13 protein-coding genes are annotated in these 13,673 nt (G+C 64.5%); 9 read left to right on the forward strand and 4 right to left on the reverse strand.

Translation table 11 applies throughout. The features are described 5' to 3' along the window. Positions 1-27: 27 nt before the first annotated feature. Positions 28-753, forward strand: coding sequence for a ribosome assembly factor SBDS (locus NJT13_RS00345; protein ID WP_254523519.1), 726 nt, complete (start codon positions 28-30; stop codon positions 751-753). Positions 754-819: 66 nt separating this feature from the next. Here NJT13_RS00345 and NJT13_RS00350 read toward each other — a convergent pair whose 3' ends face one another. Beyond that, a complete protein-coding gene (locus NJT13_RS00350) occupies positions 820-1,134 on the reverse strand; it encodes an FUN14 domain-containing protein (RefSeq protein WP_254523520.1) in 315 nt (104 codons plus the stop codon). Positions 1,135-1,504: 370 nt separating this feature from the next. On the opposite strand from NJT13_RS00350, the gene hflX reads away from it, so the two are divergent. Then, positions 1,505-2,806 (forward strand): GTPase HflX, encoded by a 1,302-nt coding sequence (gene hflX, locus NJT13_RS00355; protein WP_254523521.1) that lies wholly within the window; start codon positions 1,505-1,507, stop codon positions 2,804-2,806. A gap of 43 nt (positions 2,807-2,849) precedes the next feature. Here hflX and NJT13_RS00360 read toward each other — a convergent pair whose 3' ends face one another. Further along, positions 2,850-5,240: an amino acid permease gene (locus NJT13_RS00360; RefSeq protein WP_254523522.1), complete on the reverse strand. Its 2,391-nt coding sequence runs from the start codon at positions 5,238-5,240 to the stop codon at positions 2,850-2,852. 168 nt (positions 5,241-5,408) lie between these two features. Here NJT13_RS00360 and NJT13_RS00365 point away from each other — a divergent pair, with 168 nt between their 5' ends. Both NJT13_RS00365 and NJT13_RS00370 read left to right on the forward strand, forming a co-directional pair. Beyond that, positions 5,409-6,569: a thiolase family protein gene (locus NJT13_RS00365; protein WP_254523523.1), complete on the forward strand. Its 1,161-nt coding sequence runs from the start codon at positions 5,409-5,411 to the stop codon at positions 6,567-6,569. Continuing rightward, the gene (locus tag NJT13_RS00370; protein WP_254523524.1) at positions 6,566-6,931 is read left to right on the forward strand and encodes a PhlB family protein; all 366 of its coding nucleotides are present in this window, start codon (positions 6,566-6,568) and stop codon (positions 6,929-6,931) included. Before NJT13_RS00365 ends, NJT13_RS00370 begins: the two co-directional genes overlap by 4 nt. On the opposite strand, the gene NJT13_RS00375 is transcribed toward NJT13_RS00370, so the two are convergent. Further along, a complete protein-coding gene (locus NJT13_RS00375; RefSeq protein WP_254523525.1) occupies positions 6,928-7,716 on the reverse strand; it encodes a DUF7547 family protein in 789 nt (262 codons plus the stop codon). The genes NJT13_RS00370 and NJT13_RS00375 overlap by 4 nt on opposite strands. Positions 7,717-7,857: 141 nt before the next feature. On the opposite strand from NJT13_RS00375, the gene NJT13_RS00380 reads away from it, so the two are divergent. From NJT13_RS00380 to NJT13_RS00390, 3 genes are all read left to right on the forward strand, one after another. Further along, positions 7,858-8,532, forward strand: a complete 675-nt coding sequence (locus NJT13_RS00380) for a DUF7504 family protein (protein WP_254523526.1) — start codon at positions 7,858-7,860, stop codon at positions 8,530-8,532. 749 nt (positions 8,533-9,281) lie between these two features. After that, on the forward strand, positions 9,282-10,034 hold the full coding sequence (locus NJT13_RS00385) for a ribonuclease H-like domain-containing protein (protein WP_254523527.1): 753 nt from the start codon (positions 9,282-9,284) through the stop codon (positions 10,032-10,034). 114 nt (positions 10,035-10,148) lie between these two features. Next, the gene (locus tag NJT13_RS00390; protein WP_254523528.1) at positions 10,149-10,547 is read left to right on the forward strand and encodes an acyl-CoA thioesterase; all 399 of its coding nucleotides are present in this window, start codon (positions 10,149-10,151) and stop codon (positions 10,545-10,547) included. A 338-nt stretch (positions 10,548-10,885) separates the two neighbouring features. On the opposite strand, the gene ddfA is transcribed toward NJT13_RS00390, so the two are convergent. Further along, the gene (gene ddfA / locus NJT13_RS00395) at positions 10,886-11,179 is read right to left on the reverse strand and encodes a DdfA family disk-determining factor (protein WP_254523529.1); all 294 of its coding nucleotides are present in this window, start codon (positions 11,177-11,179) and stop codon (positions 10,886-10,888) included. Between the two features lie 248 nt (positions 11,180-11,427). Between ddfA and NJT13_RS00400 the strand changes: the two genes are divergently transcribed. Then, a complete protein-coding gene (locus tag NJT13_RS00400) occupies positions 11,428-12,096 on the forward strand; it encodes a DUF7998 family protein (protein WP_254523530.1) in 669 nt (222 codons plus the stop codon). A gap of 6 nt (positions 12,097-12,102) precedes the next feature. Beyond that, the gene (locus NJT13_RS00405; RefSeq protein WP_254523531.1) at positions 12,103-13,314 is read left to right on the forward strand and encodes a hypothetical protein; all 1,212 of its coding nucleotides are present in this window, start codon (positions 12,103-12,105) and stop codon (positions 13,312-13,314) included. Positions 13,315-13,673: the final 359 nt, after the last annotated feature.

Here is a 13,673-nt window from a genome sequence, read left to right on the forward strand (position 1 = left end):
TTTAAATTGGCGGGGGAATCGTGTGGTATGATTTCGCTCGACGAGGCGGTGACGGCGCGGCTCGAGTCACACGGGGCGCGTTTCGAGGTGCTTGTCGATCCGGACGCAGCGCTGGCGATCAAACGCGACGAGTTCGAGGGTGACCTCGAGGACGTGATCGCCGCCGAGGACGTCTTCGAGGACGCGTCTCGAGGGGACCGGCCGGCGGAGGACGACCTCGAAACGGTCTTCGAGACGACGGATCCGCTCGAGATCATCCCCGCGGTGATCAAGCGAGGCGAGATTCAGATTACGGCCGACCAGCGCCGTGAGATGCAAGAACAAAAGCGCAAGCAGCTGATCGATACCATCACGCGAAACGCGGTCAATCCGCAGATGGACAACGCACCGCATCCGCCCGAACGGATCGAGAACGCGCTCGAGGAAGCCGGCTTTACCGTCGATCCGATGGAGCCGGTCCAACAGCAGGTCGACGACGCTCTGGACGCGCTCCGCCCGGTGATCCCGATCAGGTTCGAGGAGATCACCGTCGCCGTCCAGGTACCGGCCGAATACGCAGGCAGCGCCCAGGCACAGATTCGCCAGTTCGGCGATCTAGAGCGCGAGGAGTGGCAAAACGACGGATCGTGGATCGGGGTCCTCACGTTCCCCGCGGGGTTGCAAAACGAGTTCTACGACGTCGTCAACGAACACACGAGCGGCGAAGCCGAGACGGAGATCATCAAGGACAAAGACGATCTGAAGACGCGGTGATCGATCGATCGCGAAGGCGGCGGCCGAGTCGTCGGTTTCGGTTTCCCCTCGAGGCCGATCGGTTCGTTATCCGCGCTTGAACCCGATCAGGAAGCCTCCGGTAAAGCCCGCACCCATCGACAGCGTCGAGAGGACGGACTGTATCCAGTGGACGTCGACGTCCTGTGCGCGCGCTTGCGTCTCGAGAAGCCCTGCAGAGAGCCGGCTCCAGTCGACGACGATGATCCCCTGTGACTCCAGGTAGCGAAAGAACATCAGCTGAACGCCGACGAGGACCGCCACCAGCTTCGCGATCTTCTTCGCGGCGAATCCCATGACTCCGCCGATGGCCGCACCGCCACCGAACTCGAACCCGAGTACCGCCGGATCGATATCCAACATTATTCACTACGTTTCGATTCGAATCCTATGACTGTTGTGGTCGCGTGAGCGTCGTGATCAGACGGGCGCGGACGGACTCGGCGGCGCTGGTAGAACAGTCCGCTCTGTGACGGTTCGACCGGTCGGACCCCCTGATCGGACGGTCGAAACGAACACGGGATTCAAGACGGTCGGCCGCGTACGAATTGGTATGAGTCACGTGCGTCCAACGGAGGTGTTCGACCGGCATCGTTAATCTCTCCGGGTCCGCGTGGCGGTGTCCGCTTCGTCCTCGCGGCCGGCGCGTGAACGCGTCGGATCGCGGGACCGACGAGCCGCGGGACGCCGACGCGCGCAGCCGACCGCGCACGGCAGACACACTGCTATCTGCATGAACACGATCATCGCCAAACGCGTCGATTCAGGCACGGCAAATACGAGCGAGATTCGCGATCTGGCCCGGGCGGCGGGATACACCGTCGTCGGAGAGGTCACGCAGTCGCGACGGGCAGATCCGGCCCTCCAGATCGGCGAGGGAAAAGCCGAGGAACTCGCCGAACTCGTCGCAGAGACCGATGCGTCGACGGTCATCTTCGACAACAGGCTGGGTCCCTATCAGACGTACAACCTCGGACGGCTGCTTCCGGACGGCGTCGAGGTCATGGACCGGTTTACGCTCATCCTCGAGATTTTCGGCCAGCGGGCGCAGACTCGCAAGGCCCAGTTGCAGGTCGAACTGGCGGAACTCCGGTACGAACTTCCGCGGGCGGAGGCGAAGACGAGCCTCGCCAAGCGCGAGGAACACCCCGGATTCATGGGGCTCGGCGAGTACGACGAGAGCCGCGAGCGGGACATCAAAGACCAGATCAGCCGCATCAAGGACGAACTCGATCGAATCGAGCGAACCGAACAGCACCGTCGAGAACGGCGCCGCGACTCGGGGTTCGATCTCGTGGCGCTTGCGGGCTACACGAACGCGGGCAAATCGACCCTCCTGCGCCGGCTCGCGTCCGACCTCGAGGTCTCCGAAAACGAGGACCTCCACCCGGACCTGGACGCGACGGCCGAGTCCCAGGACAAACTGTTCACCACGCTCGGGACGACGACCCGGCGTGCGGATATCGAACCGCGGGACGTCCTGGTGACCGACACCGTCGGGTTCATCAGCGATCTTCCCCACTGGCTTGTCGAATCGTTCAAATCGACCCTCGAGTCGGTCTACCGTGCAGACCTGGTCTTGCTCGTGGTCGACGTCAGCGAACCCGTCGACGAAATCCACGAGAAGCTGGTCACCTGCCACGATACGCTCTACGAGCGAAACGAGGCCCCGATCGTGACCGTGCTGAACAAGATCGATCGGGTGAGCGAGGACGAACTGGCCGAAAAGCGCGAGGCCCTGTCGGCGCTCGCACCGAACCCGGTCACCGTCAGCGCGAAAGACGGCACGAACGTGGCGGCGCTCCTTGAGCGGATCGACCGTGAGCTCCCGGACTGGGAGCGAGAACGTCTCTTGCTTCCGATGACCGACGACACGATGAGCGTCGTGTCGTGGCTCCACGACAACGCGCACGTCGAGGACGTGAGCTACGGGGACGAGGACGTCGTCGTCTCGTTCGAGGCTCGCCCTGCAATCGTCTCCCAGGCGCGCTCGCGCGCGAGCGAGTTGCGAACGGCGGCAGCGGAATCAGCGTGACGGGTGCCGGGGACGTCGCGACGGTATAGCGCGGCCGAGACTCTCATCGTTCGGGGTCACCTGCCTCGCTTCGAACCGCGGCCTCTCGGTCGGGAGTTCGAAGCTTCTCGAAGTATCTGTAGAGCGGGAAGAGGAAATCCTCGAGTACGTTCCGAACGGTCGTCTCGCTCGCGTAGACGATCACAGGAACGTCGGCGTCTTCTGCGAGTTCGATGACGCGATCCGGCGTACTCCCGAGGATCCATTGCCGGAGGCGTCGCGTCCGTGATGCGCCGATTATCAGAATCCCGCCGTTGTCCGCGGCCGTCGTCACGAGCCCGTCGGCGACAGAGGTGGCGGTAACGTTGTGAACCGTGACGGAATCCGTCGCCGAAAGCGCGTTCAGCGTGTCTGCGGGATCTTCCGCGGTGCCAGTCTGCCCGGTGGGACTGACGTTGATGACGTGAATCGACGAGCCGGCGGCGGCGAGTCGGTTGACGAACGGCAACAGCGCCGCGTGGTGTGGCCCACCGCCCGCCCCCACGTTGACGGTCCCTGGTACGTCCGGTTCCTCGGGCACGTACCCCTTCGAGAAGAGCACGTCGCAGGGCGCGTCGAACTCCACGCGACGGGTTATTTCGGCGCTCTCTTCGGGGTAGCCCATGAGGATCATGTCGACTTGCTCGTCCCTGGCCGTCTGGACGATGCTGAACCCGATGTCTCGAGAAATGTGTCCTTCGACGGTGTAATCCACGTCGAGGTCCGCCGCGGCGAGTTCGTCACCGAGTTGGGACGCGCGTTCTTCGGCGGTGTCGACGACCATCTCGCTCGGCGTCTGATCCGGAATCCCGGTGACGGTGACGACTCGCACTATCGGATCGGTCGCGTACCTGGTTCCGATCATCGCCGCAAGCCGCACGTGCGTCGGCGCGCGGTCGAGACGGCGGACGGGAACCAGGATCTGGAACCGATCCGTTTCCGCCGTGGCCGCTTCTGTGCCGCTCTCGTCGGCCGGTGCAGCGTCGACCGTGGAGCCGCCGCCACCGCCCGCCGAACGGGCCGCTAGCTCCTCCGGCGAGTACGGCGAAACGATCTGCTCGAACAATTCCTCCGTCTCGGGGGCTCCCCCCCAGATCAGGTACGCCACGAGCAACGCGACGACGAGAACCGACCCGACGACGACCCCGATAATCGGCAGACTGGTGATGAGCGCCAGGTTGGCCGCGATTCCGACGATCGGCACTACCGGAACCAGCGGGACCGTGATCGGGCGCTCGAGGTCCGGAAAGCGCCGTCGCGAGACGATGAGCGCGACGTTGACGACCGACAATGGCGCGAGCAGGTTGAACGTGGCGAACCCGGTCAGCGCCTCGAGGCCGAGACGGACGCCACCGAGGCCGCCGTCGGCGGGAAAGAGCATGATGAACGCGACGATGAGGACGACGATGGTCGCGGTGGCGGTCGTGACGCTCCAGAACGGCGTGCCGTAGACGGGATGAATGCGCGAAAATCGCCGCGGTGCCTGTCCCTGTCGTCCCATCAGCGAGCCGATGCTGCTGGCGGCGAGGACGCTCGCGTTCGACGCACTCACCATACTGAAGATCGCACCGGCGACGATCAATGCCATCCCGATACTGCCGAGGAACGCGTTTGCGACGCTACCCATCGCCGTCTCGCCTTCTTCCGCGATGACTTCGGCCGGGATCGGCGCGTTGACCATCGCGACGATGACGAACGCATAGAGGATCGTGACGGCGATGATGCTCGCCGCGATGGCACGGGGAACCGTCTTCCGCGGCTCGATGATTTCGCCGGCGCTGGCGGCGATCGCCGAGAAGCCGAAGAACGTGATGAACGCGAGCGCGGCGACCGAGATGATCCCGCCGAGGTCCGTCGAGACCGCCGCCGTGAACGTCCCGATCGTTTCCGCCGGGGCCTTGTACGCGAAGGCGCCGCCGATGAAGGCGACGAGGATCGCGACCTTCGCGCCGCTGACGACCACCTGAAACGTCCCGCTCTCTTCGGTCCCCTGCGCGTTGAGCGCGCCGAGCATGACGGCCGCCACCACCCCGATAGAGCCGTGAGGGATCGGCCAGCCGTGGGGCACGACGAACTCGAGGAACCACTCGTCCATCGTTGCGAGGTAGAACGCCGTGGTTCCGGTGTACCCCAGGAACAACGACGCGCCGACCGCGTACTCGAGGAGATCGCGATCGAACGTTCGGGAGCTAAACAGGTATCCGCCGCCGTTTTCCGCGTAGATCGATGCGAACTCGGAGTACGAGGCGGCCGTCACCCCCGCGATGAGCGCCGCGATGACGAACGCGATCACCGCGCTGCTTCCGATCTCCGCGACCGCCGTCCCCGACAACGAGAAGATGCCGGCTGCGATCATCGTCCCCAGACCCAGCGCGAATGCCACCCAGAAACCGAGCGTTCGGGTGTGTTCGACCATACGTCTCTTTCGTGAACGAGGCGGTTAACCGTTCAGACGGAACATGCAACCCGAGAGACCGGATCGGTGAGTGATACGAACGCCGGACGGTCGTCCGGAAGAGCGGGACGTGCCGCCGGCGTGCTCCCAACCCCACATTATAAATCGATGACTCGAGTCCGGGAAGGTATGGAACGTGTAGCAATCATCGGAGCCTCGATGACGCAGTTCGGGCAGCGCGAGGGAGAGTGGGTCATGGATCTCCTCGCGGAAGCCGGGATCGAGTGTCTCGAGGATTCGGGTGTCGAAGCCGAAGACGTCGACCACCTCTACGTCTCGAACATGGCGAGCGGCGAGTTCGAGGGACAGACCGGCGTCCCGAACGCACTGGCACACGATTTGGACGCAATGCCGGCGTACACCCAGCGCGTCGACCAGACGAGTTCGAGCGGCGGTGCGGGAATCTACGCCGCCTGGCAATCGGTGGCCAGCGGAGCCAGCGAGATGACTCTGCTGGTCGGCGGCGAGAAGATGACCCACCGGACGACCGGGGAAGCCACCGACGTCATCGCGTCGCTGACTCACCCCGTGGAGTACAAACAGGGCGTGACGCTGCCCTCGTTCGCCGGGTTGACGGCCCGACACTACCTCGAGCGATTCGACGCGCCTCGCGAGAGCCTCGCGAAAGTCGCCGTCAAGAATCACAGAAACGGCGTCGACAACCCCAACGCCCAGTTCCGAAAGGAGATCGACCTCGAGACGGTTCTCGACTCGCCGATCGTCGCCGACCCGCTTCGGCTGTACGATTTCTGTCCGATCACCGATGGATCGGCGGCGCTCATGCTCTGTCCCGAGTCCGTCGCCCGGGAGTATACCGACGACTACGCCGTCGTGACGGGCATCGACGGGGCGACTGACACCCACGTCGTTCACGAGCGCGAGGACCCGACCGTGATGGGCGCCGTCGTCGAAAGCGGGCGGGGCGCCTACGAGATGAGCGGACTCGGGCCCGACGATATCGACGTGGCCGAACTCCACGACATGTTCACCATCCTCGAGTTCCTGCAGATGGAGGGCCTCGGCTTCGCGGACCAGGGCGACGCGTGGCGGCTCGTCGAAGACGGCTATACGGACCGCGAGACCGGGGAACTGCCGATCAATACGTCGGGCGGTCTGAAGTCGAAGGGTCACCCGCTCGGTGCGAGCGGGGTCGCACAGGGCGTCGAAATATACGAACAACTCGTCGGCGAGGCCGGGCCGCGACAGGTCGACGCGGACGCGGGCCTGTGCTGTAACGTCGGCGGCTTCGGAAACTGCGTTATCACGACTATCATGGAGACACCACGATGACGATGAACGCGACGCGGTACGACGACGGCTCGATTAGTTACCCCGGCCACCCGCGCGGTCCTGGCGGCTCGGAACCGGCGGAAATGATCGATCTCAGCGAATACACTGCAGAAATCGTGACCTGGACGACGAGTACCGCCACACCGCCGGGCGTCCGCGAGCCGAATCACCTCGCGATCGTCGAGTTCGATGTCGACGGCGAATCGGTCCGCGCGATCGGTCAGTTGACCACCGGGGACGTCGAAACGGGTGACGAGGTCCGCCCGGTACACGTAGACGAACTGCGCGAACCCGGTGCAGGCATCAGAGAACCCGCGAGTCAAAACTGGGACGGCTATCGGTTCGAACCGATTTCGGACTAACGATCGGATTCGTCGTCGTCTTTTTCGGACGTATCGGATTCGTCGCCGGTGCTGCGAGCACTGTCGCTGCCGTCGCTCTCTCCGTCGATACCCACGTGGTCGCCGTCGCCGTTCGAGTCGTCCGTCGAATCTTCGTCGGAGCCGTACCGATCCCGTAGCGTCTCGAGTTCGGCGTCGACGTCGACGGCCGATTCGCGGTCGTCGCTCGGACGGTCCCCATCCGCGTCAGGCCCGGTATCGGCCGGCGATCCGTCCTCGATCTCGATCTCGATGCCCCGTTCGGCAGTCGTTTGCGACCGGTCCGTCGCCCGTGTCTCGCGTTCGGCAGCGTCCCGAAGGCGGCGATCCACGTCGTCGCGGAGTTCCCGCGCTTCCGTGAGGAGGTCGCGTGCCTGTTCGTCCGCCGGGAGCCCTCCCTCAGAAGCGGCCCGCTGGAGTTCCGCGAGCACGGCATCGAGTTGCGAGAGCGTCGTTCGGCGGAGGTCGCTCGTTCGCTCGCTCGCCGCTTCGGCGGCCGCCGTCGTCCGGTCCCTGGCTTCCCGCTCGCCTCGGACGAGTTTGAGGCTCCGCTGGAACGCCTCGAGAGCGCGGACGCTGGTCTCGAGGACGGCGAGGATGGCGGGGAGTGCGACCTCGTCGGAGAAGCGAAGCAACTCCCGCGGCGTCGGCGGTCGGAGCGGGGGCCGGCGGCGAGGCCGCGAATCGTCGAGTTCGGCGCGAAGCGCGTCGATCGTTTCTGCGAGTTCGCGAACGGCGTCGACGAGCTCGTCGTCGTGATCGGCCATATCAGACCTACGGCCGCCGGTATGAAAAGCCGGGCGATCAACGAGACGGGATCGAGAACCGTTTCCGCGCGACCGCGAATCGTTCTCGATCTCCTGTCAAGACACAATTTTTATGAATCGTCACGTATTTGTTGCAATTGAATGGATGACGAGCGAGGGGGGCTCGTATCAACTGATGTGACGTTCGCACGGACGCTTGATACGCTCAGGCAGCAGGGGTGCAACATACTACTCGTCGGTGCCGAGGCACCCGATGCACACGAAAGAGTCTGTGAGCGGTTGCTCGGAGCACCGGAATGCGACTCGCGGTACCGCTTGTTCGTCCGTGGCGACGAAACGCAGGTTTCCTGTGGAGACCCGCGCGGGGAGACGACCGAACGAGTACGAACGATCGAGTACTCGACCAGGGGCCTCGAGACGGACGGAAGACCCGAACTGGAGTCCGCGGCAGACGGTGGTCACCCGTCGCCCGGAATGATCGGTATCGAAATCGTCGAGGCGGTCGACGAACTCGCGGAGACGGCCGGGGGGTTCGAACCGGCGGACCTTCGCATCTGCGTCGACTCGCTGGTCTCACTTCTGCAGGACCACGACGCGGAGACGGTATTCCGATTACTTCACGTGCTGACGTCTCGCGTCGAACAGGCCCGAGGAATGGCCCACTATCATCTGCCGGTCACACAGGATCACGACGCCGTCAATCTCTTCGAACCGATGTTCGATGCGATCGTGACGGTGCGATCCCGAGACGGATGCTCGGAGCAACAGTGGTACCTCCGGGAGACGGATACGACGTCTGACTGGCTCGAACTATAGACCGTCGCGGAGTCGGTCGTTCACTGACGACAGTCCGACATGTGAGCGCTCGTGAATCGTATCGCCGTTCCGGGGAACGGGCTGGGATCGCAACTGTCTGCCGTTTTCCGGCGGTATCGTTCCAGTCATATCGGTGTTACGGCACAAGGTCTATATGTCAAACGTCCGATCTTTTCACAGAGTACCACACATGGTCGAAGCCACTACTGAGCTTCTCGGTGGAGCCGCCCTTACCATATTCCTCTCACTCTTGTTCTTCGGTGTCGTCGTCCTGTGGGACGTGGCACTGGCTCTGCGAAGCGTCGGCGACAAAATCGACAAGTTCGAGGACAACCTCGACGACGACCTGACGGACATCGCACATAGTCTGGACGGGATGACGAACGGCCCCGGCGGCGGGACGCAGTTGCATCTGAGCGGCGGGACGATTCGTTCCGGTCCGGGAGCGACCCACGCCCAGCAGTCTCCGCAATCGGGTCAGCAACCGGGGGAGCCAGCACAACGGGCTGGCCCGGGCCAGGCCCCACCGCAGGAGGGACCCGGACCGGAGTCTCGGTCACGGCCGAAGTACCGCGACCGGGACGCGCGGCGGGCCGACCGAGCAGCGGAGGCAACCGACGGGACGCTCGAGGAGGAGCGCGAATCGAACGGACCGGGACCCAGCGCGCCCTCGTCACGTCGGGCCCGTGCGGCCCGCTCCTCCGGGACCGATCCAAGCGTTTTTACCGGTTCAGTGCGCCTCCAGTGGTGTGCGAATCGAGAACAGTTTCATTCCCGTCCGCGGCGTCGGGGAGACCACCGAACGACGCCTCTGGGAGAACGGAATCACCCACTGGGACGACTTCGACGGTAGCGTGGTCGGATCGACTCTCTCCGATCGCATCGAGTCGTTCATCGAAGAGGGATGGACCCACCTCGAGCGAGGCGACGTCTCCGTCTTCGCGGAGGCGCTGCCGGCGTCGAGTCGCTGGCGGTGCTACGAGAACGTCAGCGACGAGACCTGCTTTCTGGACATCGAGACGACCGGACTCAGTGCCGCCACGAACGACGTGACGACCGTCAGTCTCCACCGCGGGGGCGAAACGACGACGTTCGTCAAGGGACGCGACCTCACGAGCGGCCGACTCGAGCGAGAGCTGTCGGAATCGGCCCTGCTCGTCACGTTCAACGGCCAACGGTTCGACGTCCCCTTCCTCGAGACCTGTTTCGATATCGACGTCGCCGTCCCGCACGTCGACCTCATGTACCCCTGCAAGAAACTCGGACTCGATGGCGGTCTGAAGGCGATCGAACGGGACCTCGGAATCGACCGCGATATGCCCGACATCAGCGGCCGCGACGCCGTCCGGCTCTGGCACGAGTACGAACGCGGCGACGACAGCGCGCTCGAGACGCTCGTCGAGTACAACCGCGCAGATACGGCCAACCTCGAGCCGCTGATGGACGTCGTTTCACGTCGTCTCCACGAGGACGTCTTCGAGGCGGCGAGAGCGAACGAATAAATCGAGGCCGGTATCGAGCGAGACGCGTTCGGTTCGGACGAGACGGTCCCGTCTCGTCGAGTGGACGACGAAGGGACACCTTATTTACGAGCGTCCTCCCCTATTCTCTCTCACATGACCGATTTCAGCTACGAGACGTCTGTCAACGTTCGGTTTCGCGACCTCGATTCCATGGGTCACGTGAACAACGCGACCTACGCGACGTACCTCGAGCAAGCGCGGGACGCCTATTTCAGGGACGTTCTCGGCGTCTCGTTGGCGGAAACTGACACCGTTCTCGTACGCCTGGAACTCGAGTACGGTCGAGCGATCGAACCGAACGACGACGTCACCATCGCGCTGCGCGTGACCGACCTCGGCTCCTCGAGTATCGAGATGGAGTACGAAGTCCGAGCGAACGGAGAGCGGGCGGCGACTGCTCGAACCGTTCAGGCCCTCGTCGATTTCGAAACCGGTGAGTCACGCCCGCTTTCGACCGAGTGGCGGCGACGGATCGAGCAACGAGGAACGTAGGCGGTAGACGGCCGTCCGAACGGGGACGGGACTCACTGCAGTCTCACATCTTTTCGAAGCGAATACCGTCCGTCACATCGGCGGTCCGATGCTGACTCAGTGGCCGCAAAGCGGCCGATGCTGTCGATTGCAGCCCGCTCGCCGAGCAGGTGGTGGTCGACGGGGGTCCGACAGGTCCCGGGAGACGGACGCTGCGGCTCGGGACCCCGATTCGCGTCCGCACGCTCGTCTCCGCACGGCGTCATACGCAACCGGATACTCCGCACGGCGTCATACGCAACAGGGTACTCCGGATCGCGCTGTGCGGCCCGGGAGGACCCTCTGGGGCGCGATCCGGGTCACTCGAACGAGGCGGTGGGCTCGGAGACGGTTACCTCGCCGTCGCTCGTAACGACGACGTGATATCCGCAGTACGGAAATTCGACGCGACCAGTCGGTCGTTCTCGTCCGTTCTCTCGGGCCGCAAAGAGCGCGTCCAGGGCTTCGGGATTGATGACTTCGTAGAGTGCGTCGTATTCGGGGGGCTCGAGATTTATCGGATCTACCCCTTCCCGTTCTGCGACAGCCGCGATTACGTCGAAGCTGATAGACTGTGTCGCTGCCGCATCCGGCCGATCGACTGAGAGTAGCATTGGCCGGACTCTTTCTTCGATTCGATATAAATCCTCTGGCCTCAAGCTTTGCTTGGAGACCATGTTTGTACATCGAAGCCCACATATAGACTCTCTAGCATTTATTTGCGAGTATTTAAATAATAATATTAGTACATTCTTTGTAGCGTGAACGGTTCGAGAAACGGTACTCATCGTGTGATCTGTAATTGGAATCGAACAGCGTGAGGGCTCGCCCGGACCGACAGACGGGTGATCGATGGCGGTACATGTTCGGCGACCCCTACTGGTCGTTTCGGCCCCTCCCTCCACGTACCATGTACCCCTTCTCGAGCGGTCGAACGACGGGTTCGGACGGCGGCGATAGCTTCGACGAACCGGAAACGTCTGTCTCGGCTCGTATCCTAGAGCCGGGGTCCTTTCTCGAGGGTCACGACGTCCGCGCGGACGGGGATCACGCGGCGTTTCACGACCTCACTCGGGAACTCTTCGAAGGGCGAGGCGTCTACGACGGGACCGTCGGCTACAATCTGGCGCGGGTCAACCTCGACCGGCGGCATCCGGACGCCGGATCCCGGTACGCGGTCGACGCGGACGACCGCACCGTCCTCCGGGCGGAGTTCAGCCCGACCACGGAGTTCTGTCCGCAGGCCGATGCGTTCGTCACGGGGGCGTTTCGGACCTGGAACTGCCTGAGATCCCGACGCGAATACGACCTGGTTCGCGTTCGGGTCCGATCGACTCACCACCAGTCGACGGCCCTCGACGAGGCGCTCGAGTCACTCGAGACCCGATTCGTCGAGACGGGAGAGACTTCCGGACGATTCTGTCTGTCGGAGCGGAGAGCGCAGGACACCCCCGTTCGGACCGTGACGATCCGACCGTCGAGTCACCGTTTTGATCGCCATGGAAACAGGTTCGAACGGGAGCCGTTCTGATCTGCTATGGTAACGGAGACGGGGAACGCGACCGCGACGGTCACGCGCTGGTCGCGCGCGTTCGTCGCGACCGGGATCGGCTTCTTCGTCGTCTGGCAGTTCAGTGTGGCGGCGGGGGTCCCTCGAGCGGCGACCGTTCCGATCGGCGTCTCCGGGTTCGTTCTCCACGTCGTCTTCGGGAAGGCCTACACGCTGGTTCCGTCGTACTTCGCCCGCCGGCTGGCCGTCCCGTACGCGCCGGCGATTCACTTTCCGTTCGCGGTGGTCGGCACGGCCGGCGGGGCCGCCGCCGGCGCCGGAATCGGGCCCCCAGTCCTCGCGCTCGCCGGTGCCACGAGCTGGTTCGTCGGGTGTCTCGTGTTCGTCACTGCGATCGGCTGGACGGTTCGGGACGACCCGACGGGACGTCACACCGGAACCGGGACAGCCGACGCACACCGTGAAACGGTCGATCGACTCGCCAACGCTGCCGTTCCCCTCGTTCTCGCGTATCTGCTCGTCGGCTCGTCGCGACGCCTGGTCGCCGAACTCGGACTCGAGCCGTCGACCCCGTTCCCGGGACCGGCGACGACCCACCTGCTCGCGGCCGGGACGGCGGCGCTCCTCGTGTTCGCGATCGGTTTCCGGCTGTTACCGCGCCTACTGGTCGCCACCCCGAGACCGGAACTCGTCGGCGTCGTGTTGATCGCGGGGAGCCTCGGTCCCGCGCTGCTCGCGTTCGACTTCCGCGGCGGCCTGCCGTTCCGGATCGGTGCGGGGCTGCAGGCGACCGCTCTCGTCGGCTTCGCCGTCGCATACGTCGATCTCTCCCGGCAGAGCGACCGCTGTCGGGTCGGTCGCCGGGCGATCCTCGCGGCCGCTTGCTGTGCCGTCCTGATAGCCGCGTTGGGCGTCGTCTTCGCGTTCGCACCGTCCTCGAACGTCCCGCCGTCCGCATACGTGGCCCATTACCGGCTGGCCGTGGGCGGGTTCGTCGGCCTGACGATCGTCGGCGTCACCTACCACTTCTATCCGCCGGCAGTCGCGTCCCGAACGGGTATCGACGACCGGACCGCTCGATTGTCGATCGTCGCCCTCGTCGCCGGACTGGGCCTCGAGGTCGCCGGATTGCTCGCATCGATTGCGGCGCTGGTCGCCATCGGTCGATGGCTCTCCGTTCTCGGCGCAGTGATCTACGCCGACGTTCTCTGGACGATCTTTGCCGAGCGAGCGAGGTGATCCGGTTTCCCCGGCCGGTACGAACTCGAGTCACGTCGCTCCCGTTCTCGTCAGCGTCCCGGATCGAACGACCGCGGGTGACGGGACGTCTCGGATCGCGAGAGGCGACGCACACGGCGCACCACGCGGGTTCCATCGGCAACCGCTGGTGAAACGGTCGATCGACGCCGTCCCGACGGGAGGGCCCGAGAATCGTCCCAGTGCCGTTTCGGCGGGACGGCGGGCTCGCCCGGGTCACCCGCGGTCGGTTCCGTTTCGGACGCGGGGGCGCTCGCGAGGACGCCGGTGGGGCCGTAACTCGCCCGGAATCAGGTCATGCCACGTGAGTGGACCGCGACCGACGTGCGATACGTCCCGAA

The organism is Natrinema caseinilyticum (genome assembly GCF_024227435.1).
Taxonomy (GTDB): domain Archaea; phylum Halobacteriota; class Halobacteria; order Halobacteriales; family Natrialbaceae; genus Natrinema; species Natrinema caseinilyticum.